The 25,568-nt window shown below is 64.5% G+C and carries 18 protein-coding genes; 13 read left to right on the top strand and 5 right to left on the bottom strand.

What is annotated here, in order from left to right; translation table 11 throughout:
- The first annotated feature begins 14 nt into the window (after positions 1–14).
- Both IAE37_RS25910 and IAE37_RS25905 read left to right on the top strand, forming a co-directional pair.
- Positions 15–1,031: a histone deacetylase family protein gene (locus IAE37_RS25910; RefSeq protein ID WP_201178299.1), complete on the top strand. Its 1,017-nt coding sequence runs from the start codon at positions 15–17 to the stop codon at positions 1,029–1,031.
- A 206-nt stretch (positions 1,032–1,237) separates the two neighbouring features.
- Positions 1,238–2,584 carry an OprD family porin gene (locus tag IAE37_RS25905; protein WP_201178298.1) on the top strand — a complete coding sequence of 449 codons (1,347 nt, stop codon included), beginning with the start codon at positions 1,238–1,240 and terminating at the stop codon, positions 2,582–2,584.
- Positions 2,585–2,925: 341 nt separating this feature from the next.
- Here the strand turns inward: IAE37_RS25905 and IAE37_RS28905 are convergent, their stop codons facing one another.
- On the bottom strand, positions 2,926–3,642 hold the full coding sequence (locus tag IAE37_RS28905) for a DUF4225 domain-containing protein (RefSeq protein ID WP_201178297.1): 717 nt from the start codon (positions 3,640–3,642) through the stop codon (positions 2,926–2,928).
- Positions 3,639–4,124: an Hcp family type VI secretion system effector gene (locus IAE37_RS25895; protein WP_201178296.1), complete on the bottom strand. Its 486-nt coding sequence runs from the start codon at positions 4,122–4,124 to the stop codon at positions 3,639–3,641. Before IAE37_RS25895 ends, IAE37_RS28905 begins: the two co-directional genes overlap by 4 nt.
- 435 nt (positions 4,125–4,559) lie before the next feature.
- Between IAE37_RS25895 and IAE37_RS25890 the strand changes: the two genes are divergently transcribed.
- Both IAE37_RS25890 and IAE37_RS25885 read left to right on the top strand, forming a co-directional pair.
- Complete coding sequence (locus IAE37_RS25890) at positions 4,560–5,255, top strand: 3-oxoacid CoA-transferase subunit A (protein ID WP_201178295.1); 696 nt, start codon at positions 4,560–4,562, stop codon at positions 5,253–5,255.
- A gap of 8 nt (positions 5,256–5,263) precedes the next feature.
- Entirely contained in the window at positions 5,264–5,905 is a 642-nt protein-coding gene (locus IAE37_RS25885) for a 3-oxoacid CoA-transferase subunit B (RefSeq protein WP_201178294.1), read from the top strand.
- A 162-nt stretch (positions 5,906–6,067) separates the two neighbouring features.
- Here the strand turns inward: IAE37_RS25885 and IAE37_RS25880 are convergent, their stop codons facing one another.
- Both IAE37_RS25880 and IAE37_RS25875 read right to left on the bottom strand, forming a co-directional pair.
- A complete protein-coding gene (locus IAE37_RS25880) occupies positions 6,068–11,164 on the bottom strand; it encodes a trifunctional serine/threonine-protein kinase/ATP-binding protein/sensor histidine kinase (RefSeq protein ID WP_201178293.1) in 5,097 nt (1,698 codons plus the stop codon).
- 42 nt (positions 11,165–11,206) lie between these two features.
- Complete coding sequence (locus IAE37_RS25875; protein WP_201178292.1) at positions 11,207–11,857, bottom strand: response regulator transcription factor; 651 nt, start codon at positions 11,855–11,857, stop codon at positions 11,207–11,209.
- A 202-nt stretch (positions 11,858–12,059) separates the two neighbouring features.
- Here IAE37_RS25875 and IAE37_RS25870 point away from each other — a divergent pair, with 202 nt between their 5' ends.
- The 7 genes from IAE37_RS25870 to IAE37_RS25840 all read left to right on the top strand — a co-directional run bounded on the left by IAE37_RS25870 (position 12,060) and on the right by IAE37_RS25840 (position 20,923).
- Positions 12,060–12,434 (top strand): response regulator transcription factor, encoded by a 375-nt coding sequence (locus tag IAE37_RS25870; protein ID WP_201178291.1) that lies wholly within the window; start codon positions 12,060–12,062, stop codon positions 12,432–12,434.
- A gap of 183 nt (positions 12,435–12,617) precedes the next feature.
- A complete protein-coding gene (locus tag IAE37_RS25865) occupies positions 12,618–13,820 on the top strand; it encodes an NAD(P)/FAD-dependent oxidoreductase (protein WP_201178290.1) in 1,203 nt (400 codons plus the stop codon).
- A 34-nt stretch (positions 13,821–13,854) separates the two neighbouring features.
- A complete protein-coding gene (locus IAE37_RS25860; RefSeq protein WP_201178289.1) occupies positions 13,855–14,766 on the top strand; it encodes an MBL fold metallo-hydrolase in 912 nt (303 codons plus the stop codon).
- Between the two features lie 231 nt (positions 14,767–14,997).
- Positions 14,998–16,755 (top strand): OPT family oligopeptide transporter, encoded by a 1,758-nt coding sequence (locus IAE37_RS25855; RefSeq protein WP_201178288.1) that lies wholly within the window; start codon positions 14,998–15,000, stop codon positions 16,753–16,755.
- A gap of 125 nt (positions 16,756–16,880) precedes the next feature.
- Positions 16,881–17,405, top strand: coding sequence for a sigma-70 family RNA polymerase sigma factor (locus IAE37_RS25850; protein ID WP_442967872.1), 525 nt, complete (start codon positions 16,881–16,883; stop codon positions 17,403–17,405).
- Positions 17,402–18,334, top strand: a complete 933-nt coding sequence (locus tag IAE37_RS25845; protein ID WP_201178286.1) for a FecR family protein — start codon at positions 17,402–17,404, stop codon at positions 18,332–18,334. Before IAE37_RS25850 ends, IAE37_RS25845 begins: the two co-directional genes overlap by 4 nt.
- An 84-nt stretch (positions 18,335–18,418) precedes the next feature.
- Entirely contained in the window at positions 18,419–20,923 is a 2,505-nt protein-coding gene (locus IAE37_RS25840) for a TonB-dependent siderophore receptor (RefSeq protein ID WP_201178285.1), read from the top strand.
- A 157-nt stretch (positions 20,924–21,080) separates the two neighbouring features.
- Here the strand turns inward: IAE37_RS25840 and IAE37_RS25835 are convergent, their stop codons facing one another.
- Complete coding sequence (locus IAE37_RS25835) at positions 21,081–22,268, bottom strand: FAD-dependent monooxygenase (RefSeq protein WP_201178284.1); 1,188 nt, start codon at positions 22,266–22,268, stop codon at positions 21,081–21,083.
- A gap of 137 nt (positions 22,269–22,405) precedes the next feature.
- Between IAE37_RS25835 and IAE37_RS25830 the strand changes: the two genes are divergently transcribed.
- Together IAE37_RS25830 and IAE37_RS25825 are read left to right on the top strand one after the other, a co-directional pair.
- Positions 22,406–23,311 carry a helix-turn-helix transcriptional regulator gene (locus IAE37_RS25830; protein WP_201178283.1) on the top strand — a complete coding sequence of 302 codons (906 nt, stop codon included), beginning with the start codon at positions 22,406–22,408 and terminating at the stop codon, positions 23,309–23,311.
- A gap of 113 nt (positions 23,312–23,424) precedes the next feature.
- Positions 23,425–25,434 (top strand): TonB-dependent receptor, encoded by a 2,010-nt coding sequence (locus IAE37_RS25825; protein ID WP_201178282.1) that lies wholly within the window; start codon positions 23,425–23,427, stop codon positions 25,432–25,434.
- Positions 25,435–25,568: the final 134 nt, after the last annotated feature.

Here is a 25,568-nt window from a genome sequence, read left to right as displayed (position 1 = left end):
CCAAGAGGTCATCGATGAAAACGTTTTTCCACCCAGCGCAACGTCTGCACCATCCCCGCTCCTACCTGTCGCGTGGGCAGATGCGCCAGCCACAGGAGCTTCCGGCCCGCATCGATCCACTGCTGGCGGTGGTCGAGAAGCTCGGCTACCCACTGCACGAACCTGCCGACCATGGCCTGGCGCCGCTGGCGGCCGTGCACGGCCCCGCGTATCTGGACTACCTGAGCAGCGCCTACCAGCAGTGGCATGAAGTGCCGGAGGACTGGGGCGATGAGGTCATGTCGAACATCTTCATCCGCGAAGGCAACCCGCTACGCGGCATCCTCGGCAAGACCGCCCGCTACCTGGCCGACGGCAGCTGCCCGATCGGCGAGCACACTTGGCAGGCCGCCTACTGGTCGGCACAAAGCGCGGTAGCTGCGGCCCATGCCCTGATCGAAGGCGACCAGGCCGCCTACGCCCTGTGCCGGCCACCGGGGCACCATGCCCGGGCCGAGGCCGCCGGCGGGTTCTGCTTCCTGAACAACGCCGCCATCGCCGCCCAGGTGCTGCGTGGCAAGTTCGCCAAGGTCGCGGTGCTCGACACCGACATGCACCACGGTCAGGGCATTCAGGAAATCTTCTACGACCGCGACGACGTGCTGTACGTGTCGATCCATGGCGACCCGACCAATTTCTACCCGGTGGTCGCTGGTTTCGACGACGAGACCGGGACCGGTGCCGGCGCTGGCTTCAACCTCAACCTGCCGATGGCGCATGGTGCCAGCGAAGCGGACTTCTTCGCCTGCATGGACCAGGCGGCCGCCGCCCTGCGCGACTTCGCCCCGGACGTGCTGGTGCTGTCGCTGGGCTTCGACATCTACGAGAACGACCCGCAGTCCAAGGTGGCCGTCAGCCATGAAGGCTTCCGCCGTCTCGGGCAGCGGATCAAGGCGCTGGGCCTGCCCTGCGTGGTGGTCCAGGAAGGCGGCTACGACATCGCCACCCTGGATGAAAACGCCGCGCGGTTCTTCGCCGGGCTGACCGAGTAACAGCCAATCACCGGCAAGTCGGCTGCCTGTGCAGCCGGCTGGCCGGGCCTTCATGGGTTTGCACACGCGACACAACAACAAAAAGCCGCGGCTTGCCTCAATCACAAGTCAGCGGTCAGGCCCCCGGCTGCCCGTTCGAAGGCGCAGGGCCAATAACAATAAATCTTCACGCTGCCATTCTTGAATCTGGCAATAAGGAAGTGTCTATGCTGCGCAAGTTTTTCACATTGGGGATGGCAGGTGCGAGTGCCTGCCTGTGCGGTTCGCTGGCCCACGCGGCCGAGGCTGGCAATGGCTTTTTCCAAGACAGCACGACCACGGTCGGCTTTCGTAACTTCTACTGGAACGCCGACAACCGTAACGGCAGTTACCTGAACCCCGCCGGCGAACGGCAAAGCTATCGCCAGGAATGGGCGCAAGGGGTACTGGCCAAGTTCAACTCCGGCTTCACCCAGGGTTTCGTCGGCTTTGGCCTCGACCTGCACTACATGGGCGCGGTGAAGCTGGACGGCGGCAAAGGCCGGGTCGGTGACGGGATCGGTAATGGCGGTATCGTTGCGCGCGACAACCAGGGCGATCCGAAAAGCGAGTATTCCAAGGCCGGTGGATCGGTGAAAATGCGCATCGGCAGTACCGAACTGGCCTACGGCGACCTGTTCCCCGATTCACCGGTGCTCAAGTACGGCGATATCCGCCTGCTGCCACAGACACTCAGGGGCTGGAACGTCACCGACCGCAGTTTCGCAGGCCTGACCCTCAATGGCGGCCGCTTCACCTCCAGCAGCGACCGGGCTGAAACCAATCACGGGGGCAAGCTGGGCACCGTCTACGGCGGGCGCCAGGCCGACAGTGATTTCGTCAGTTACTACGGCGGTGTCTACACCGGCTTCGACAAGGTGAAGATCAAGCTGTACGGCTCGGAGCTGGACGATATCTGGCAGCAGCAGTTCGCTTCCATCGAATACCGCGTGCCGTTGAAGATCGGTGGCGTGTTCAACACCGGCGCCAACTACTACCGCACGCGCGATACCGGCAATGCGCTGCTGGGTGACATCCGCAACGATGCCTGGAGTGCCCGGGTGGGTTATGCGCTGGCCGGGCACAAGTTCGAAGTCGCCTACACCCGCATCGATGGCGACCAGCCGTTCGATTACGTGTGGAACAGCTTCGACATCGAACTCGACGCCGCCTCCCAGGCCAGCGACTTCAACAGCCCCAACGAACGGGCCTGGAGCGCCCGGTATGACCTGGATGCAGCGGTGTTCGGCGTACCTGGGCTGAGCTTCACGGCGCGCTATATCCGCGGCACCGATATCGATGGTCGCAATGCCGGCGGCGCCTACTCGCGCTACCAGGCGGTCAGCGACGGGTCGCAGTGGGAACGCGACCTGTGGGTGAAGTACGTGGTGCAGTCGGGGCCGGCGAAGAACCTGTCACTGCGCGTGCTGCATGCGTCGATGCGCACGGGCGGGGATTATGGGGCGATTGCCAATGACCTGGATCAGACGCGGATCATTTTGGATTATCCGCTGGACCTGAATTTCTTGAGGTAGATCGGGACTGCGGGGCGAAGTGTTCGCGGACTCACCCGCGAACATCCCGAGTACCAGACATCACTTTTCACTGGAACTGGGCATCGCACCACAGTGGAAAAAGATTCCAATCATCGCCACCCAGAGAACGAAGACATTTTCCTTTATGAATTCTGGGTGATACCCAAAGAACAGGAACCGTGAGAACTCCAAAATCCGCATGTAATAAGTAATGAAGAAAATATTGTAAATGAAGCATACGCAAAAAAGCCCAAAACCGAGATGAGGCCCCGAACACTTAGCGCGGAGAAAATAGGCTGAGATCACGCCAAGAACGACGCACATTACAAATAGCCAGGCCATCAGTCTTCCTTTAGCTCAACAAGGATCTGATCCCCTGTCAGCATATCCATGCCCACTTCGAAAATTATTGAGCGCTTACCCATCTGCTGGTATGCCTTGACCTTGTCTGCCTCCAAGTATCTGAATAGCCGCCAAGCACCAGGTTTGAGCACCAGCCGACTTAAATTATAAGCAGACAACCCCAAATCAAGAGTTCCATACGCAATGTTCCCATGCGCTGTACTTCCACCGGCTACCATAGCTATGTCTTGATAGGCTTTACGGACAGGCCCGACAGTTTTGGCACCCCGCTTCACTATATTCATGCTGTTCTCGTATACATTGTTGGCTCCATGCAGAATCAACGGCAGGCCGCCCAGCACGCAGCCCACGCCGAATGACATTTTGCATACTGCTACACCTGTGCTGATTTGCATTACCCCCGCGGTAACACCCGCCGCAAGTTTCAGGTACTCCCATACCTCAAGCGCTAACTTCTCATACTCTTTTTCCAACGACTCTCTGGCTTGGGCCGCACTTATCTTCCCAGCTTGCACATCTTCTACGACCGATTGACCAACCTGAGCAACTTCCCGAGTAAACTGCATTCGGATAAAATCGTCCTTCAGATGCCGCGCCCCCACCTCACAGGCATACTGATTCAGCCGAGCAGCCAGATGGCTGACTTCCCAAAACTCGTTGTTCTTGCTAGCACCCGCCTCATCCCCTGCTCTCACGACTCCTCCCCCCAACTGGCATATCCGCTCGTGTTGGCGATCATGTGATGCCAGGCGACGAAGCCATACCGAATGGCCAGATATTCCTGGGGGTCCTGGTTGTTGAGCAGCACCGAATGGGGGACTTCGATGCGCTGATCGACGATCATCGCGTCAGACAGATCGACTCGAAAATACTGCTCAATCTTACCCGCCGGGTTGAGGCGGTAGAGTTTTATCCGACATTCAAGCACTTCGCGATCGGCCAAGGCCCCGGACAGCAGCGGCGTGGCCTTGTCGATGTACTTGGTGATCATCACAGGACGATGGGTGATGCGTTCGGTATTACCGAAATTGGAGAGGCTGTGGGTGAACGAGAGCATCATGATCTCATCGAGATGACCCTCCTGGCAGCGGTTGCCCAGTGACTCAGGGGCCGAGCAACCCGAAGAGATCAAACCCTGCCGCCGCCCTTTTATCGACATGTAGCCGTGAATAGCCATATCGCCAACTCCTTGTAGGTGAAGGCGTCGAGGCTAGATAGAACGCACCGAGGATGTATGTAGGCTGCTTCCGAAGTTCACACTTCGAAAAGTTAATGGATGTGTCCGCCTGCTATTGGCCTGGCCGGCCTATTCGCGGGTGAACCCGCTCCTACAGGATGTTCACTGTGTCAGAGAACGCTTGCGGGAGTGATAGACATGGGGTAGCGAACGCCGCTGCCACCCGGAAGCGTAGCCACAGGCCCGTAACTGCCCGCACATCGCACAATAGTTCGATAATCGCACAAATTTCGCTTATCCCTCTCTACTGTCGCCCGGTCTTGGGGCAACCTATAGCCAAGTCAGCACGCAATTCCAAGCGCTGACTGGCCGCCTCGCCCAGCGCGCGCCGGCCAGCTCGGCAACCCATACTCCAGGAAGAACCAGGAGCTCGCTTTGATCAATAAAACGTTTGAGTCCATCGCCAGCGCGGTGGAAGGGATCACCGACGGTTCGACCATCATGGTCGGTGGCTTCGGTACAGCCGGCATGCCATCCGAGCTGATCGATGGCCTGATCGCCACCGGCGCCCGCGACCTGACCATCATCAGCAACAACGCCGGCAACGGCGAGATCGGCCTGGCCGCCCTGCTCAAGGCCGGCTGCGTGCGCAAGGTGGTCTGCTCGTTCCCGCGCCAGTCCGACTCCTACGTATTCGATGAACTGTACCGCGCCGGCAAGATCGAGCTGGAAGTGGTGCCGCAAGGCAACCTGGCCGAGCGTATCCGCGCGGCAGGCTCGGGCATCGGTGCGTTCTTCTCGCCGACCGGCTACGGCACCCTGCTGGCCGAAGGCAAGGAAACCCGCGAGATCGACGGCCGCCAGTACGTGCTGGAAATGCCGCTGCACGCCGACTTCGCGCTGATCAAGGCGTACAAGGGTGACCGTTGGGGCAACCTGATCTACCGCAAGGCCGCCCGCAACTTCGGCCCGATCATGGCCATGGCGGCCAAGACCGCCATCGCCCAGGTCGACCAGATCGTCGAGCTCGGTGAACTGGACCCGGAACACATCATCACCCCGGGTATCTTCGTCCAGCGCGTGGTCGCCGTCTCCGGCGCCGCCGCTTCTTCGAACGCTAAAGCTGTCTGAGGCCTGCCATGACCATCACCAAGAAACTCTCCCGCACCGAGATGGCCCAACGCGTGGCCGCAGACATCCAGGAAGGCGCCTACGTCAACCTGGGCATCGGCGCCCCCACCCTGGTGGCCAACTACCTGGGCGACAAGGAAGTGTTCCTGCACAGCGAGAACGGCTTGCTGGGCATGGGCCCGAGCCCAGCGCCTGGCGAGGAAGACGATGACCTGATCAACGCCGGCAAGCAGCACGTGACCCTGCTCACCGGTGGCGCCTTCTTCCACCATGCCGACTCGTTCTCGATGATGCGTGGCGGCCACCTGGACATCGCCGTGCTGGGCGCCTTCCAGGTGTCGGTCAAGGGCGACCTGGCCAACTGGCACACCGGCGCCGAAGGTTCGATCCCGGCCGTGGGCGGCGCGATGGACCTGGCCACCGGCGCCCGCCAGGTGTTCGTGATGATGGACCACCTGACCAAGTCCGGCGAAAGCAAGCTGGTGCCCGAGTGCACCTACCCGCTGACCGGCATCGGTTGCGTCAGCCGCATCTACACCGACCTGGCCGTGCTGGAAGTCACCTCCGATGGCCTGCGGGTGATCGAGATCTGCGCCGACATCGATTTCGACGAGCTGCAGAAGCTGAGTGGTGTGCCGCTGTATCAGTAAGTGGCAGGACTTGCCTGCAGGTGTCTGGCTTAGGCTCGGAGCAGACACCGATCCCAGCCCTGCTGGAACAACTGCCAAGGCCTGTAGGAGCGGGTTTACCCGCGAAGCAGGCAGCGCGATGGATGGCACCGGCTTCGCCGGTGTTCGCGGGTGAACCCGCTCCTACCCAGGCGGCGCAGGATGCACCGGCAAGGTGAACTGCACCGCCGCGCCTGCGGGCTGCCCGGGATAGGCCCAGAAGCGCCCGCCGTGGCTGTCGATGATCGAGCGGCAGATCGACAGCCCCATGCCCAGCCCAGTCGCCTTGGTGGTGTAGAACGGCTCGAACGCCTGTTCCACGTCTGCCGCTGCGAACCCAGGCCCACTGTCCACCACTGTCACTCGCACACTCTGCTGTTCCAGGGCGGTGCTGATGTGCAGCGTACGGGTGCCTTCGTCGACTTCCGCCATGGCTTCCAGCGCGTTGATGATCAGATTCAACAACACCTGCTGCAGCTCGACCCGGTCAGCCAGAACCGGCGGCAACGCTTCGGCGAGCTGGGTGTGCACCAGTGCCCGCCCTTTCAATGCCTCGCCCCGAGTAAAGTCGACCATCTCCAACACCACGGCATTGACGTCCACGGCCTGATTCTGCGGGGGCGCCTTGCGGATGAGCTCGCGAATGCGCCCCAACACCTCGGCCGCCCGGTTGGCATCCCTGATGATCCGCCCCAGGCCCAGGCCGACCTCGTCCAGCCCCGGCGGCTGCGCGCTCAACCAGCGGATGGCGGCATTGGCGTTGGTGACCGTGGCGGCGATCGGCTGATTGACTTCATGGGCGATCGAGGCGGCCAATTGGCCCATGGTGGCGACCCGGTTGGCATGGGCCAGCTCGGCTTGCACCTGGCGATTCTTGGCTTCACGTTCAGCGACCTCGTGATACAGCCGAGCGTTCTCCAGGGAAATCGCCGCCTGCGACGCCACCAGCCGTAGCACCGCGATGCGCGCAGGGTCGAACACGCCCGCGCTGAGATTGTTCTCCAGATACAGCGCACCAACCAACCGCGCCTGATTGCTCAGTGGCAGGCACAGCAGAGACCGGGCGCCACATCGGCGGACATAGTCGTCAGCCAGCCATGCAGCGTCATTGATGGCATCGTCCAGGCACAGGCTTTCCCCGGTGCGCAGCACCTGGTAGAGCATCGACTCCGCCAGCAAAGCGCTACTCACCGGCTCGTTGCACAGCACCACCTCGCCCTCGGCGACACTGGCCTGCGCGACGATACGCGGCTCGCCGTCGCGGGCGCGCACCAGCACACCACGCTCGGCGCCGGCCTGCTCGATCGCCGTGCGCAGTACCTGGGTGATCAACTTGTGCAGGTCGACTTCGCCCGACACGGCCTGGGACACCTTGAGCACCGTCGCCAGGTCCAGGTGCTCGACCGTCGTGGCGATGGTCGTGGTGGGGCCAGGCTCCGGGTCGACACTGCGCAGATGACGATGGCGGCTGTCCAGCTGGCGCACCTTGCCATCACCGCCCCAGCGCAGGTAGCCATAACGCGCATCGCGCAGGTACACCCGGGCAATCCTGGCGAGCCCGCGGGCGCCATAGAAGCGCGACGCCAGTTCGTTGGCCAGGGCCTCGACATGCACGAAGCCACTGTCGCGGGCCAACTGGATAGCCTCTTCATAGAGGTGCTCGGCCTCGACAAAGCGCCCCTGCAAGCGCGCCAGTTCTGCCCCAAGCAATGCCTGTCGGCTGGCAAAGGTTTCCGCGCACTGCCGGGCCCAGACCTGAATCACGCCATGGTGCTCGGCCAATGCCTGCAGCGTCGCTTCATCGACCTCGTGCCGGGCTGCCAGGGTCAAGCCCGCGAAGAAATGGTACTCAGCCTCCTCGAAAAACGCGGCGATCACCCAGGTCAGCGCCTTGGCCCGCGCCGCACAGGCTTCGGCCGCCTCGTAGTCGCCTGCCAGGTAACGCGCCTGCAGCTTGCGTACCCAGTATTTACCGGCGGCCAGGGCCAGGTCCGGTGCATCGTCCAGGTGCTGCTCGAAACGCGCCTCGCTGAAGTGCTCGTCGTCCAGGCATCCAAAGATCGGCGTTTGCCCGCGCAGCGTGCGGATCAGCGCCAATTGCGTGTTCATGAAGTCGATCACCAACCCGAAATGCACCTTCTGCGCATAGGCCAGGCCCTGCTCCGCCTCCGTTTGCATGCTGCCCAACGGTTCACCGCTGAACAGCTGGTCGGAGATCAGGCCATTGCCGACATAGGCGGCGTAGGGCAGGTCGCCGACCCGGTTGGCCGCGACGAAGGCCCGCCGCAGCAGCTCGCGGCACTCGTTGACCGGCCGCGTCCAGCGCACCACGAACATCGAGAAACACAGGAAGGTGCTGGCTTCGAAGCGCTGCAGGCCGCGCTGTTCGACCAGTTCGCAGCCCAGCCGGCCGAAGCGGTAACCGGTCTGATAGTCGCCATAGCGTCGCGACACGCGCCCGATGTTGGCGTAGAGCATGCACGATGCATCGCCGTTGCCATGCTCGAGGCTCAGGCTCACGCCCTTGCAGATGGTCAGGCAAGCCAGGTTGGCGTTGGTCTGCAGGGCGGGGGCGAACAGCTTGCACAAGACATCCATGATCGCCAGCGAGGTGGCGTCCTCCATCGGCGGCAAGTCGATGAGTTGCTCGATGCTGCGCGTACCAACGCGCAGGCCGATCTGCTCATATTCGCGACGCACCGCGTCATCGTCCGGTTGCGCGACCCAGTGGATGCCCACCTGGCGCAACCAGGCGAGACACACCGCCACCGCGCGGTCGCTGCGGTCGAGCATCAGGCAAACGTGCATGTGCAGGCAGGCCACCGCGACGCCTTCAGCTGCAGTCCTGGCACGCGTTGCCAGGCCGATCAGGCGCTCATCCGCCTGGCCGAGCTGGCCGGTGAGAAACTCGCACTCGGCCAGGTCCAGCGCCAGGGCGAAGCTCAATTCGTGAGGAGCAGCCGCACACGGCCCCTGCAGCAGTTGCTCACCCACATGCAGATAGGCCAACGCCGAGCCATAGGCCGACGCCGCCTTGGCCCGGCGCCCGGCCTGCAGGTTGAGTGCGGCCAGTTGCTCGCGTTCGACCTGGGCATCGATCAACGCTATACCGCGGTTGAGCTGCCCGACGATCTCGAAGATGGCTTCGTCGCGGAGCTGGGCCGGCACCTGTTCGGCCAGCAGACGGCCGATGCGTAGGTGGATGGCTGCGCGGTCTTGTTCGGCGATGAGCGAGTAGGCGGCTTCATGGACGCGGTCATGGACGAAAGCGCAGGTCCCCTCCTGGTCCGCCACCAGCTCCAGCCGCACCGCAGCCCACAGCACCGCGTGCACCCCCTCCAGCGGAAGGTCGAGTACCAGGGCGAGCGTCTGTGCCTGCGCGGCATTGCCCAGGCAGGCCAGGTATTGCAGTGCCTGGCGGGTCGCCAACGGCAGGCGCGCCAGCTTGCCGACCATCAGGTCGACCACGTTGTCGGTGTAGCCCTTGGCGTGGATGCGCTGCGAATCCCAACGCCAACGTCGGGCAGCAGGGTCGTAGGCCAGCAGTCCCTCCTCGGCCAGGGCCTGGAGAAACTGGATGACGAAGAACGGGTTACCGCCCGTCTTGTCCTGCACCAGTTGCGCCAGGCCCATCACGCTGGGCGCCGGGCAGTGCAGCGACTCGGCGATCAGCTGTTCGATGTGCGGGCGGGCCAGCGGCGCAAGGCGGACCTCGTGCACCGGCGCCCCTGCCCTGCGGATCGCCTCGAGCCTGGCGGTCAGCGGGTGGTGGGCATCCACCTCATTGTCGCGGTAGGCACCCACCACCATCAGGTAGCGCAGCTCCGGGTGGGTTAGCAGGTCTTCGAGCAGGTCGAGGGTGGCAGCGTCCAGCCACTGCAGGTCATCGAGGAACAGCGCCAACGGGTGCTCGGCGCGGGCGAACACTGCGATGAAGCGGCGCAGCACCAACAGGAACCGCCGTTGCGCCTGCTGGGGGTCCAGCTCTGGCACGGGCGCAGGTTCGCCGATGATCAGCCGCAGCTCCGGAATCAGGTCGGTGATCAACCGTGCGTTGGGCCCGCACGCCGCCAGCAATGCCGTGCGCCATCCGGCCAGCACCTCGCTGGGTTTGCCCAGCAGCGTACGTACCAGCCCCTGGAACGCCTGCACCAGCGTTGAATAAGGGATATCGCGCTTGTACTGGTCGAACTTGCCGCTGGCGAACAACCCGCGTGGCGGAACCAGCACCTTGTGCAGCTCGTTGACCACCGAAGACTTGCCGATCCCCGAGTAACCCGACACCAGCACCAGCTCCGGCACGCTGCTGCGGACCATGCGGTTGAAGGCATCCTCGAGGATCTGCACCTCGTGTTCGCGGCCGTAGAGTTTCTCCGGGATCAACAGGCGGTCGAGGGTGCCTTGTTCATCCAGGCTGAAGGCCGTGATGCTGCGGTTCTGGCGCCAGTCGGCGAGGCAGCGGCGCAGGTCGTGCTCGAGGCCGGCGGCGCTCTGGTAGCGGTCTTCGGCGGTCTTGGCCAGGAGTTTCATCACCAGTTGGGACAGCAGCGGCGGCACGGTGGCGACACGCTCGCACGGTGGCAGGGGTCTGCGCGCGATATGGCAGTGCACCCACTCCATGGGCTCGGTGGCATTGAAGGGCAAGGACCCTGTGAGCATCTGGTAGAGGCTCACGCCCAGGGCGTAGAGGTCGCTGCGTGAGTCCACCGAGCGGTTCATCCGCCCGGTCTGTTCCGGCGCCATGTAGGCCAAGGTACCGGCGATAGTCTCCGGCGGTTCGGGCGCCTGCCGCTCGCGGAGCAAACGCGAAGCCAGGCCGAAGCCGGTCAGGCGCACCTGGCCGTCGTCGCAGTCGACCAGCACATGGTGGGGCTTGAGGTCCTTGTGCACCAGCCCGGCCAGGTGCAGGCGGCCCAGGGCAACGCTGATCGCCACTGCCAGCTCAAGGCAAGTCTCGATGCCCAGCGGCGACACCAGCAAGGCCGACAGCGGCTGGCCGCCAGGGTCGCCGAGCACCAGGCGCGGCTTGCCGTTGATACGCTCCAGGGCCTGGGGCTGCAGCGCCCAACTCGCCTCGAGCTGATCGCGCAGGCCGTATTCGTGTGCCAGGCGATCGACGGTGGCGGGCAATGGCTGCTCGTTGGCCGGCCGCATCAGCAGCACGCGGCTGCCGTCCGCGCGCCGCAGCCGGCAAAACAGACGGTCACCATCGTTCCACAGGACTTGCTGTCTGCCTGGCATGGGTCTTGATCCCATCATCGAAGTAGAAAAAACCGGACGCGGTCAGAGCGAACGTCGCAGCGGCTCGACACCCAGCGCCTCGGCCATGCGCACCAGGTCGGCGACCGAGCGCGCGCCGAGCTTCTTCATCATCTGCCCGCGGTGCACTTTCACGGTCACCTCACTGAGGTTCAGCTCAGCGGCGATCTGCTTGTTCATCAGGCCTGCGCTGACGAAGCCGAGCACCTGGCGTTCCCTGGGCGTCAGGGCGGCGAAGGCGCTACGCAGGGCCCCCCCGGCCTGTTCGCCGGCCAGGCGCTCGCGGTCGCGGGCCAGGGCACTGGCCACGGCGTCGAGCATGTCCTGGTCTCGGAACGGTTTGGCCAGGAAGTCCACCGCGCCTGCCTTCATCGCTTTCACCGACATGGCGATATCACCATGCCCAGTCATGAACACTACCGGGATGCGCACCCCGCCCTGTTCCATCTGCGCCTGGAAGGCCAGGCCGCTCTCGCCGCGCAGGCGCACATCGAGCACCAGGCAGCCGGGCACGGCCTTGCGGGGAAAGGCCAGGAAGTCCTGGGTGGAAGCGAAGCTTTGCACCTGCAGGCCGACCGAACGGAACAGGCCATCGAGGGCCTGGCGCATGGACTCGTCGTCATCGACGATGTACACCACTGGCTCTGTCGAGTCGTGCGCGCTCTGTAAGGCCATTTTCGCTCCTCGAGCTGTGGCACCGCGTGCTGTTGGCAGGTGAAAAATCTAGCCTATTGTTGGGTAAAGTTCACCGGTTTTGCCACCGCCAACCGGCAAAACCAGACGCAGGTATCGACCGGCTATACCTAGGTATACTTCTGCCACCTGCACGACGCGGTATCTTGGAACAACGGTACAGGCCGCCAGGAGCAGACCGCGCATGCAGCAGCCCAGCTCAACACTGATTGCCGTCGTCGACGACGACGAGTCCCTGCGCGATGCGCTCGACGGCCTGCTGCGCGCCACGGGTTATCGTGCCCGCACTTTCGCCAGCGGCAGTGACTTCCTCGCCTCCGATGGCCCGGGCCAGGCAGGTTGCCTGATCTCCGACATCCAGATGCCCGGCATGTGCGGCGTCGAGCTGCTGAGCCAACTGCACGCCCGTGGCTTCGATATCCCGGTGATCTTCATCAGCGCCCACCCCGGGCAGCGCTCGCGCATCACCGCCGACATGGCGGGCGTGGTCGGCTGCCTCCCCAAGCCGTTCGAAGCCCAGCAGTTGCTGGACAGCATCGAGTCGGCCCTGCACCGCTGAACAACCCGCCCGATACCTTCGTATACCCCCTTGAGCCCCATGCGTAACCCGCAGCACACCCATGGAGAAGTGTGCCCGCCCCTGCCCCTGCCTACCATCGACCTACAGCGAACGACTGGGCAAACAGCGTCTCGCCAAGGCTGAGGTTCAGCACATCTTTCCGTTCAAGTCAGGAGCACGATCATGAAACAGCAACTTCTGGTTATTGGCGCAGGCTTCGCCGGACTGTGGAGCGCCCTGAGCGCCGCACGCCTGCTCGACATGCATGACCGGCAGGACGTACAGATCACCGTGCTGGCCCCGCAGGCCGAACTGCGCATCCGCCCGCGCTTCTACGAAGCTGACGTGCACAGCATGTATGCCCCGCTGCAGGCGCTGTTCGACGCCGTGGATGTGCGCTTCGTCAAGGGCAGCGCCGAAGGCATCGATGAGCAGGCGCGCCGCGTGACCTATCGCGACGCAGCGGGGCAACCGGCGCAACTGGCCTACGACCGGCTGATCCTGGCCAGTGGCAGCCAGCTGGCGCGCCCCCCGGTGCCTGGCCTCGACCCGTACAGCTTCGATGTCGACCAGATCGAATCGGCCGCGCGCCTGGAGCAACACCTGCTGGCACTGGGCAATCGCCCCGCCAGCGCAGCGCGCAACACCGTTGTGGTGTCCGGTGGCGGCTTCACCGGCATCGAAACCGCTACCGAGATGCCCGCCCGCCTGCGGGCCGTGCTGGGCGAGCACGAAAAGATCCGGGTCATTCTCGTCGACCGTGGCGAGCGCATCGGTGCCGCCCTGGGTGAAGGCATCCGCCCTTCGATCATCGAGGCGTCCGAGGAACTGGGCATCGAATGGATCGTCGGTGCCACCGTCACCGCAGTGGATGCCGACGGTGTGACCCTGGCCGACGGTCGCCATATCGAAAGCCAGACAGTAGTCTGGACTGCGGGCATGCGCGCCAGCCCCCTGACCGAACAACTGGCCGGCGCGCGTGACCACCAGGGCCGCCTGCATGTGGATGGCAACCTCAAGGTGCGCGGCCTGGAGCATGTCTTCGCTGCTGGCGACGTGGCCTACGCCGCCACCGACGATATCGGTAATTTCGCGGTGATGTCCTGCCAGCACGCCATCAGCCTGGGCCGCCATGCCGGCAACAACGCCGCAGCCGATCTGCTGGGTGTGGCGCCGACCCCCTATCGTCAGCCCAAGTACGTCACCTGCCTGGACCTGGGCGCCTGGGGCGCCGTGTACAGCGAAGGCTGGGACCGCCAGTTGAAACTGGTGAAAGGCGAAGCCAAGGAACTCAAGACCCAGATCAACACCGTGTGGATCTACCCACCGGCAGCCGAGCGCGCGACCGCCCTGGCTTCTGCCGATCCTTCGATTCCGGTGGCCTGAACCGCGCCCCATTGCATCCAGCAGGAGAACGACCATGACAATGCCAATGAACGACGTCGTCCCGACCGAAAGCGAAGAACTGGTGCCCTCGCGCTATGCCGTGAAGGTGGGTGATATCGATGTGCTGGTGGTGAGCGACGGTGTGCTGCCGCTGCCCACCCAGACCATGTCGACCAACGCCGACCCGGCCGCCCGTGCGGCCTGGTTCAAGGACATGTTCCTGGGGCCGGAAAACTTCGACTGGGCGCTGAACGTGTTGCTGGTGCGCAGCGGCGAGCAGGTGATCCTGGTGGATGCCGGCCTGGGCGGCCAGTTCCCAGGTTTCCCTCGGGCCGGGCAGTTCCCGAAACGCCTGGCGGCCGCCGGCATCGCGCTGGAATCGATCACCGATATCGTCATCACCCACATGCACATGGACCATATCGGCGGGCTGCTGGTGGAGGACGTGAAGAACCGCTTGCGTGCGGATGTGAAGATTCATGTCAGTGCTGCCGAGGTCGCGTTCTGGGCAGCACCGGACTTTTCGCAGACCGATATGCCGCAGCCGGTGCCGGACGTGCTGCGCTCTACGGCCCAGGCGTTCATGCAAGCCTATGGCGAGCGGATCCGCACATTCGAGCGGCGCCATGAAGTGGCACCCGGCGTGGTCGCCAGCCTCACCGGTGGGCATACCCCTGGGCATTGCGTGGTGTATGTGAATTCGGCTGGGGAGCGACTGACCTTCGCCGGCGATGCCCTGTTCCCGGTCGCATTCGACCACCCGGACTGGCACAACGGGTTCGAGCATGACCCGGAGGAGGCGGTACGGGTCAGGGTGGAGTTGCTGAACGAAGCAGCTGCCAGTGGCGAGTTGTTCGTCGCGACACATTTGCCATTCCCTTCCGTGGGGCGGGTGGCGCTGGAGGGTGAAGGGTTTCGCTGGGTCGCGGGGTTCTGGAATTATTGAAAGCAACGTAATGGGGTTGCCAGTACCGGCCTCTTCGCGGGGCAAGCCCGCTCCCACAGGTACCGCGCTGGCTTGAGGGTTGCGGGAGTCCTGTGGGAGCGGGCTTGCCCCGCGAAAAGGCCGGTACTGGCTATAGATTCCTCAAGCCGTGCCATGGTCAAGCAGTGAACCTTCGTGCCTGTCAGGGCTCAGTTGTGCAGAACCCGCTTGCGACCGCCACAAAGGATTGCCATGGCAAATGCTCCCGCTACCGCCCTCCCCCCAGTCCGCGTCGAACGCGAACTGAGCCCGCGGGCGGTGCTTACCGGCACCCTGCTGGGCATCCTGCTCACCCCCTCCAACGTCTACGCAGGGCTCAAGATCGGCTGGTCGTTCAACATGTCGATCATCGCCCTGCTGGTAGGCTTCGCCCTGTGGCAGGGCCTGGCCGGGCGCAGCAAGGGCCGGCCGACGTGGACGCTGCACGAAAGCAACATCAACCAGACCGTGGCCTCAGCCGCCGCCTCCATCGTCTCCGGCGGGCTGGTGGCACCGATCCCGGCTTATACGCTGCTCACCGGCCACCAGCTGGACCCGCTGCCGATGATGGCCTGGGTGTTTTCCGTGAGCTTCCTGGGCATCTGGATCGCCTGGTACCTGCGCCCCGCCCTGCTCAACGACCATGACCTGAAATTCCCGGAAGGCATGGCGACCCTGGAAACCCTGCAGCAGATCTACCAGCATGGGCAGGAAGCCATGACCCGGATCAAGGTGCTGTGCAGTGCCGCACTGCTGTCCGGGCTGGTGAAATGGATCGACGTGTTCGCCTGGACGATACCGCGCTGGGCGCCCACGCCTGCACTCGAACGCCTGACCTTCACCCTCGACCCTTCGCTGATGCTGATCGGCTTCGGCGGCATCATCGGCCTGCGCGTGGGCCTGACCCTGCTGTTCGGCGCCGCGCTGGCCTGGGGTGGGCTGGCGCCCTGGCTGGTCGAACATGCCCTGGTGGTGCTGGCGCCGGACGCCAGCGGCCCGCAGTTCGCCGCGCTGGTGGAATGGCTGTTGTGGCCGGGGGTGAGCCTGATGGTCTGCGCAACCCTGACGTCACTGGCGATCCGTCTGCTGCAAACCCGCCGGCGACCGCCCGGCGGCCAGGCGGCTGATCGGGCACCGCGCGCCCGGCTGCGCTTTTCCGCTTTGCCGGCGGCCTGCCTGCTGCTTTCCATCGCGCTGGTCGTCACCCTGCAAGTGCTGCTGTTCGGCATCGACTGGTGGATGGCGTTGTTGAGCATTCCGTTGGCGGTCTGCCTGGCCGTGGTCGCCGCGCGCGTGGTCGGCGCCACCGGCATCGCGCCGATCGGTGCCATCGGCAAGCTGTCGCAGCTCGGCTTCGGCCTGGTTGCCCCCGGCCAGGTGGCGATCAATCTGATGAGCGCCAACACTGCCGGTGGCGCGGCCGGGCAGTCCACCGACCTGATGAACGACTTCAAGGTCGGCCTGGCGATCGGCGCGACACCGCACCGGCAACTCATCGCCCAATGCATCGGCATCCTGGTCGGCAGCGTGGTCGGCGTGCTGGTGTACCTGCTGCTGATCCCCGACCCGCAGGCCCTGCTGGTGACCGAGCAATGGCCCGCCCCCGCCGTGGCGACCTGGAAAGCGGTGGCCCAGACCCTGACCCAGGGCCTGGGGGCGCTGTCACCGGAGGTGCGCTGGGCGATCGTGATCGGCAGCGCCGTGGGCGTGCTGCTGGGCGCACTGGACAGCCTGCTGCCGCCCCGAGCGGCCCGTTGGCTGCCGAGCACCGCCGCGCTCGGCCTGGCCTTCATACTGCCGGCCTCGATTGCCATGATGATGGGCCTGGGCGCGGTGCTCACCTGGCTGGTGAGCTGCCGCTGGCCGAGCGTGGCGGAGCGCTTCGCGATTACTGCGGCGGCGGGGTTGATTGCCGGTGAAAGCATTACCGGCGTGGGGGCGTCGTTTTGGGAGATGTTGCGTTCGCTGTAGACAGGAAACCTAGCGCTATCCCTCTCAAAAGCGGATCAACCCCTTGAGGGTGCCCGCATGAATCTCGTACCATTGCGAATGATTAACAACTGCACTCTGTTCCGATCATGGAAGCGAGGAATCCCGTGTTGCCTTCCCCAGCCATCGCACCTGACGCACGCGAGCGCATCGCTGGCCTGTACCGTGATCATCACCTCTGGCTGCTCAATTGGTTGCAACGACGGCAGCACTTTGGCGACCAGGCTTCGGATGTGGCCCAGGACACCTTCGTGCAAGTCATACTGCGCCCGCAGCAGCTTGCCGGCTTGCGTCAACCCCGCGCCTGGTTGAGCAGCGTGGCGAGGGGGCTGCTGATCGACCGCTACCGCCGACAAAAGCTGGAGGCGGCTTACCTGCAGGCGCTGGCGCAATTACCGGAGGCCGAGGCGCCCTCTGCCGAGCGCCAGTTGATGCTGTTGCAGACGTTGATGCAGATCGATGCCTTGCTTGATGGCCTTGCACCTAAGGTACGCATGGCGTTCCTGCTATCGCGCCTGGAGGGGCTCAGCTACCAGGACATCGCCGTTCGCCTGGGCGTCAGCCTGAGCAGCGTGGAGAAGTACATGGCCAAGGCCATTCGTCATTGCTATCAGCTGACCCTCGACTCATGACCGACAAGGTGCTCGACCAAGCCATCGACTGGCTGGTGAAGCTCGAGTCCTCGCAGCATGCTGCGCCCGTGAGCGCCGCATGCCTGGCCTGGCGGCAGGCGGATCCGCGGCACGAGGCCAGCTGGCAAGCCTTGCACGAGGCCCAAGCCTGTTTCCCGCTGGCGCGTGAGCTGCCGCCCGGTGTCGCGCTCGAAACGCTGGGCAATCCGCGGCGGCGCACCGCAGTCAAGGCGCTCGCCCTCGGCCTGCTTGGCCTGGGCATGGCCGGTGGCGCCCTGCAGCAATCGCCCTGGCGTAGCAGTTTCGCCGACTACAGCACCCGCACCGGCGAGCGCCGCCGCTTTGCGCTGGCCGATGGCAGTAAGGTGCAGCTCGACAGCAGGAGTGCCGTGGATGTGCGGCTCGACTCGCGCGAACGCCTGCTCATGCTGCGCGAAGGCCAGGCATACGTACAAACGGCCCTCGATGCACTGCAGCGCCCGCTGTGCGTGACCACGGCGCAAGGGCGCTACGAGACCACCCACGCAGACTTCAACCTTTGCCAGGAAAACGGCTACACGCAGTTGACCGTCGACCAGGGCAGCGTCGCCGTTCAGCTGCCGGGCCAGGCACCGGTCCATGCACAGGAGGGGCAGCAGTGGCAGATCAGCGAAGCGGGCCCGCGCCTGGTCGAACAGCCGACATTCGAAGGCTCGGCCTGGACCCGCGGCCTCCTGGTCACCCGGCACATGCCTTTGCAGGCCCTGGTCGCGCAGCTGGCGCGCCAACGTGCGGGTTGGGTGAGCTGCGACCCGGCCGTGGCCGGGCTGGAGATCTCCGGTGTGTTCCAGCTCGATGATACCGACAACGCCCTGCGCACATTGACCCACACCCTGCCTGTGAGGCTGCTCTGGCGAACGCCGCTGTGGGTGCGCATCGTCCCCGCCTGAAAAAAACTGCCGGGTTGTTTACGGGGTTTGGCCGGCTCCTTCGACAAGAAGAAAAAGCCCGCACTTTTCAGGAGCCGCAACTCGATGGATCTGTTATCCCGTTATCGCCCCGCCTTGCTTGCCCAGGCCATTCTCATCGGCTCGATGTCGAGCCTCTGCCAGGTGGCCCAGGCGCAGCAGCCCATCCAGCGCTACGACTTGCGTGCGCAGCCGCTGGACCAGGCACTGAACCGCTTCGCAGAACAGTCCGGCATCAGCCTGCCGTACACCCCGGACATGGTCGAAGGCAAGCAGGCGCGCGCAGTCAAAGGTGATCTGCCTGCAGACATGGCGCTGCAGCTGATGCTCGAAGGCACCGGCCTGACCGCCGTGCAGGCCGCAGACGGCAATTGGTCGTTGCAACCGCTGCCCGATGACGGCGGATCAGCAGTGGAGCTGGGCAGCACCATCATCGAAGGCCAAGGCATGGGCATGATGACCGAGAATACCGGCTCGTACACCACGGAAAAGGTCAGTATCGGCTCGAAAACCCCGACCAGCCTGCGCCAGACGCCACAGTCGGTGTCGGTGGTCACCAGCCAGGTCATCGAGGAACAGCGCATGACCGACCTTGCCGATGCCATGAAGGTCACCCCAGGGATCACCGTCAAGAACAACAACTTCCGTCTCTCGGACTTCTACTCGCGCGGCTTCAAGATCGAGAACATCCAGATCGATGGTGCCGCGCCGATGGCTCTGGGAACGACATCGGGCAGCTTCTACTCGAACAAGAACTACGACATGGTCGAGTTCGACCACGTCGAAGTGCTGCGCGGCTCATCCGCGCTGTTTGGCGGCACCGGCGACCCGGGCGGCATGATCAACCTGGTACGCAAACGCCCGCTGGACACCTACCAGCTCAAGGTCGACCTGTCGGCCGGCAGCTGGGACAACTACCGCACCCAGTTCGACATGACCGGCCCGTTGGGCTTCGATGGCAGGCTGCGGGGTCGCCTGGTAGCCGCCTACACCGACCGCCAGTACATGCTGGACGACCGCGCCACGGAGAAGCCGATCGTCTACGGCATTCTCGAAGCCGACATCCTGCCCGACACCACGCTGACCCTGGGCGGGCGCTCCGAGCGTATTCACGAAACCGGCTCCGGCACCGGCCTGCCGCGCTACAGCACCGGCGCCGACCTGGGCCTGTCGCGCAGCACCAGCCTGACGCAAAGCTGGGCGTATCTGGATGGCCGCTCCCAGGAAGTGTTCGCCAAGGTCGACCACCGGTTCAACGACGACTGGAAAGCCAACGTCACCTATACCCAGACCCTGGACTCCGGCTTCAGCAAGAGTGCCTTCAACTTCGGCGCGGTCAACCCGGTAACCCTCGACGGCCCGGCCTGGAGCGGCAACGTCAACCAGTACCGCAGCGACCAGAAGCTGTGGGATGCCAACATCGCCGGTAAATTCCAGGCATTCGACCTGCAGCATGAATTCCTCATGGGCGTCGATTACCAGAAGATCACCAGCCAGTGGCAAGGCACCGTGCAGTCGTCCGGATCCGGCGGCCCGATCGACGTGTTCGACCCCAGCTCCACACCGTGGGTGATGCCGTCGACCAACAAGGACTTCTACCGCGACTACAGCCCCAACACCCAGACCCAGTACGGCCTGTACTCGACCCTGCGCCTGCAACTGGCCGAGCCGCTGCACCTGATCGTCGGCGCCCGGGCCCAGCGCTACAAGTTCGAGCAGCTGTACCGCGCACGCAGCAACGGGGTGTGGTCGGTGCAGTCCGACATCTCTACCCGCGAGGCCACCAAGCTGGTGCCCTATGGTGGCCTTGTATATGACCTGAGCGACGACTGGTCGACCTACGTCAGCTATTCGGAGATCTACAAGCCACAGCAGAACAAGCTGCAAGGCCCGTTGCCCGGCAGCTCGATCGAGGCAATGAAGGGCAAGACCTACGAAACCGGGATCAAGGGCGAGCTGTTCAACGGCGCGCTGAATGCCTCGGTGGCGCTGTACTACACCAAGCGTGACAACGAGGCGGTGGTGGACCCGAACTACGAACTGACCAACGTACTGTTCGGCGGCAACTGCTGCTACCTGGCCCAGGGCGAAGTGGTGAGCAAGGGCGTCGACATGGAACTGACCGGCGAGATCCTGCCGGACTGGAACGTGCTGGCCGGTTACACCTACAACCACAACCGCAACCGCCAGGACAACACGGCGTTCAGCAGCATTACCCCCAAGCATCAGTTCAAGCTGTGGAGCACCTACCAGCTGCCTGGCCAGTTCCATGATTTCAAGGTAGGTGGCGGTGTGACCGTGCAAAGCGCCAACCTGGTCAGCGGCACCGCCAGCGTGATCGACAGCGCCGGCAACGTCCTGCGCAGCGAGGCCTATGACTATCGTCAGGGCGGTTACGCCGTGTGGAACGCCTTGGTCGAGTACAAGATCGACGAGCACTGGACCTTGGCGTACAACGCCAACAACATTTTCGACAAGACCTACTACGCCACGCTGGGCTCGTCGGCGTCCGGCAACTGGTATGGCGACAAACGCAACCATATGCTGACCCTGCGCGGCACGTTCTGGTAACTCGCGGGTGATTCTGGCGCCTGCCGATTCGCGGGCAAAAGAAAGCCCGCTGCTAGGCGGGCAAGGGTCTATCACGTAGGGATAGTGTCAGGTTGCATGAGCGAACGTGAAAATTAAGTGAAGCGAACGTCTGCGGCGTGTGAAGCCAGGTAAATCTTCAACTGCGCCAGGCGCTATCCTGGCGCACCGCCTCGCTCAACGCGCTGCCGTCCACCTGGGTGAAGGTGCGTCGCAACATCCAGCCGGTCAGCCAGTCCGGCGTCCAGCGCATGAACAGGTTGCGCAGGTGCCAGCGGGTGCGCGTCAACGGCACGTACCAGCTGGCCATTTTCGGCGCCAGTGCCTGCAGCACGGCAATGTCCGGCCGCAGCCGCGCCTCGTAGCGCTGCAACGCCGCCACATCGCCGCTGTGGGCCAGCTCCTGGGCCAGCAGCCACGCCCCGGTCAACGCCATGCTCGCCCCGCGCCCCGAGGCCAGCGTCAGGCAATGCGCGGCATCGCCCAGCAGTACCAGGCGCCCCTGATGCCAGCTGGGCAGGTGCACCTGCATCAGGTGGTCCAGGTAGAACCCCTCTGGCTGCACCGCCAAGGCCCGCTGGATATCCCCAGGGGCATGGGCGAACACCTCGCGCAAGCGCGCTGCCCGTTGTTCACGAGGTACCCGCAGGCCTTCCTGGTCCTGCCAGACGAACAACGCCGCCAGCAGGTCTTCGCGCATGCCATACAGCTCCACCGTGAAGCCCGGCTCGGAAAACGACACATGCCGCTCCTCGCCTCGAGCCTGGGCGCCGTCCAGCGTATAGGCCGCAGCACTGTAGCCGAGCGACTGCAGGCACTGCTCGTCGCTGGCGAAGTAACGCTGGCGCAAGCTGGAAAAACAGCCATCGGCCGCCACCACGAAGGCGAAGCGCTCCTGCGTGCCATCGTCGAAACGTACCTCGATGCCATCGGCGTCTTGTTCGAGTGCCGCGACCTGGGTGGCAAAGCGGATCTCCACTTCGCCGTCCAGCGCCCGGTGCAGGGCCATGACCAGGTCGTCGCGACAGACCGGCAGCAGGTTGGTCTGGCGCAGGTGCTTGCGGTGGTCGATCAATAGCACATCGCGCCCCTGGCTATCGCGAAACTGCGTACGCCCCAGCTCGACGCCCTTGGCCACCAAGCCTTCGAGAATGCCCATGCGCCCGGCAACCTCGTGGCCGCTGCCACCCAGGCTGAGCACGAAGCCATCGCAGCGCAGGTCGGCCGCGCGCTCCACCACCACCACGGCGAATCCGCGCCGCTTCAGCCACCAGGCGGCGGCCAAGCCGGCTATGCCGGCGCCCTGAATCAATATCTTCGCAGTCACGTTGCATCCCTCATCGACGGTGTCCACAGCTTGCCGAGGCGCGCCGGTGGCTGCGCGTGCGATCAGGGAAGGAACACGTGCGATCGGTCGATAATGATAAGTGTTATCATCTTTCATCGACCCGCCAGATAGCCGCCATGTCCATCAACCACTACATCGCCGACCAGCCGCTCTCCGATACTTTCGCCAACCTGGCCGACGAGGAACTGGACATTCGGGTGCTCGACCTGCTGTCCCCGCAAGACTGCCGGATCCAGGCCAACAGCGGCCCGTCGCTGTCCATCGCCTACTACGCCGAAGGCGCTGGCTGGCGCCAGTTCGCCGATACCCCGTTCATGCTCCTGGGCGCTGACACCTGCTGCTTGTACCACGGCACCGTGGCGATCCAGGGCGAAGGCTTGCTGCCGGCCAATACCCGAGTGCGCGGCGTCAACATCAGCTTTGCGCCGCAGGTGCTCAGCCGCATCGGCCTCGACCAGCAGTTGCTCGACCAGGCCGGGCAATGGGAGCGGCGCATTTCGGCGGACGGCCAGGCGCGGCTGGTGCAGTTTCGCGCGCCGCCGGCGCTGCGCAAGGTCGGCCTGGCCATGCTCGACTGCCCGCTGCAAGGGGTGGCGCGGGAGATCTTCCTGCGGGGCAAGGCATTTGAAATGCTCGCCGAGATGGTCGGCTACCTGCAAAGCGGGGCCAGCCGGCCGCTGCTCGGAGCGCGGGATCGGGGCCGTATCGAGCAGGCCCGCGAACTGCTGCGCAGGCACCCGGCCGAGCCGTGGACCCTGGAAACCCTGGCCGAGGCCGTGACCCTCACCGTGCGCAAGCTCAAGCAGGGATTTCGCGATCTCTACGGCAAGGGCGCCTATGCCGTGCTCCAGGACCTGCGCATGGAACTGGCCGCCGAGCGCCTGCAACGGGGCGAGCGAGTGGTGGATACCGCGCTGGAGGTGGGCTACTCCAATGCCAGCCACTTCGCCAAGGTGTTCCGCCGCCACCACGGCACCAGCCCCAGCGATTACCGCAACCACTGCGACATCACCGGCAAATGATAATGAATATCAACAAATGACCCGATCGCACGTACCGATAGCCTGATCGCACGCGCACGGCCTCCCGCAGAAAGGGACCATCTGGCCATCATCCATGCCCCAGGTCATTTCCGATGCAACGCTCTTTTTTCAGCTCTGCGCTGCTGTGCGCCACCCTCGCCCCTGCTGCCTACGCCGATAACGTGGTGACCCTTCCAGACCTGCAGGTCACGGCCAACAAGCGTGTGCAAAACCAGAACCAGACCGACCTCGCCCTGTCGGTTGCCACGCCAGCGGACCTCGAGCAGGCCAACGTCTACCACAGCGGCGAGCTGGAGCGGGTGTTCCCGGAACTACTGGTGCGCAACACCGGCGCCGACCTGTTCCCCAGCCTCAGCCTGCGCGGGATTTCTTCATCCGATGCCTACAATGCCCCGGTCGGCATCTACATCGATGGCGTGCCGCAGTACCTCGGCACCTTCAACCAGCAACTGCTGGACATCGAACAGATCGAATTGCTCAAGGGCCCGCAGGGCACCCTCTACGGCCGCAATGCCCATGCCGGCGCGCTGAACATTCTGACGCGCCAGCCGGACGACACCGCACGTGCCACCTTGCAAAGCCGCTTCAGCAACCTGCATCAGCAAGTGGCGGCCAGCGCTTCGACCCCACTGGTGGCCGAGCGCCTGTACCTGCAGGGCACGCTCTACCACGAGGACACCGACGGCGAACTGACCCGCAGCGAGCACCACGGCGACAGCGACAACGGCGGCGCGCGCCTGGGCCTGCTGTTCAAGGCCAACGAAGACCTCAGCCTGCGCCTGGCCTATGCCCGCGACAAGCTGCGCTCGTATGACGAGCAGTATCTGGCCGACGCCACCTACGGCAAGCGCCGGGCAAGCGTGCCGTTGCAGGAGTCGGTGTATACCCGCCGCGTGGAAAGCAGCGCCGCGACCGTCGATTGGAGCCTCAACGAAAGCTGGCGCCTGACCGCCATCAGTGCCCTGCAGAGCTACCGCCATGAGCGCCTGTTCGGCGACCTCGGCTTCCTCTGGCCAGAAACCCAACGCACCGTCAGCCAGGAACTGCGCCTCGCCACCCAGGGCGAACAGCGCGCCTGGGACCTGGTCGGCGGCCTGTACTGGCAGAACAGCAAAAGCCATTCACGCCGCGAACCCGATAGCAGTGCGCCGCTGTTCGGCCTGTATGGCCAGGCCGACAGCCGCATCGAGAATACCGAGAAGGCCGTGTTCGGCGAGTTCACCTGGCACCTGGCGCCGCGTTGGGACCTGACCCTGGGCGCCCGCCACAGCGAGGAAAAGGCCGAGACCCGCTACACCCAGGAGAATGCGATGCTCACTCCCGGCTTCGACTACAGTGGCCATGACCGTTTCACCAGCACCACGCCGAAGCTTGCCCTGGGCTTCCAGGCCACCCCGGATACCCGCCTGTACGCCTCGGTGAGCAAGGGCTTCAAGGCTGGCGGCTACAACCGGATCGGCGCCATCACACCGGATGCCGTGGCCTATTCGCCGGAAAAGTCACTGAATCTGGAAGTCGGCTTCAAGGCCAGCCTGCTGGACAAGCGGGTCTGGCTCAACGGCGCGCTGTACCGCATCGATATCGAGGATGTGCAGCAGTTCGTGGGCGATGCCGGTAGCGGCACGCAATCGCTGGCCAATATCGGCAAGGCGCGCAGCGAGGGCGCGGAACTGTCCCTCGACTGGCAGGCCACGGACGCCACCCGGGTGCGCCTGGCGGGCACGGTCAACCGCAACCGCCTGCTGGATTCCGAGCGCCAGGGCAATCACCTGACCTTCACCCCGCAACGCACCTTGCGCGCCTCGGTGGAGCACAGCGTGTTCTTCGACGGTCTGCTTGGCGAGATTCGGCCGAGTGTCGGGCTGAGCTACGTTGGCAAGCACTACTTCGATGTCGAGAACCAGGTGGCGCAGAGCGGGTACAGCTTGCTCGATGCGCGGCTGGCGTGGCTGCCGCAGCCTGACCTGGAACTGGCGCTGTATGGCAACAACCTGGGGGACAAGCTGTACCGGACCTACGCCTACGAGGCCGCGCCGGGACAGCAGTTTGCACAGCCGGGGCCGGGGCGGGAGCTGGGGGTGAGTGTGAAGGCGTCGTTCTGAGGGGGCTGAAATAATGATCCATTCTGCCGGGCCTGTTTGCGGGTGAAGCCACACCTCGCCGTAGAGAAGCGGGGGGGGGGGGGGGGGCGCGGCCCCGGGGGGGGGGGGGGGGGGGGGGGGGGCGGCCCGGGGGG

This window comes from Pseudomonas sp. S31 (genome assembly GCF_016648105.1).
Taxonomy (GTDB): domain Bacteria; phylum Pseudomonadota; class Gammaproteobacteria; order Pseudomonadales; family Pseudomonadaceae; genus Aquipseudomonas.
Note: the sequence above shows the minus strand (reverse complement) of the source record. Positions and strands in the feature narration are given on the sequence as shown.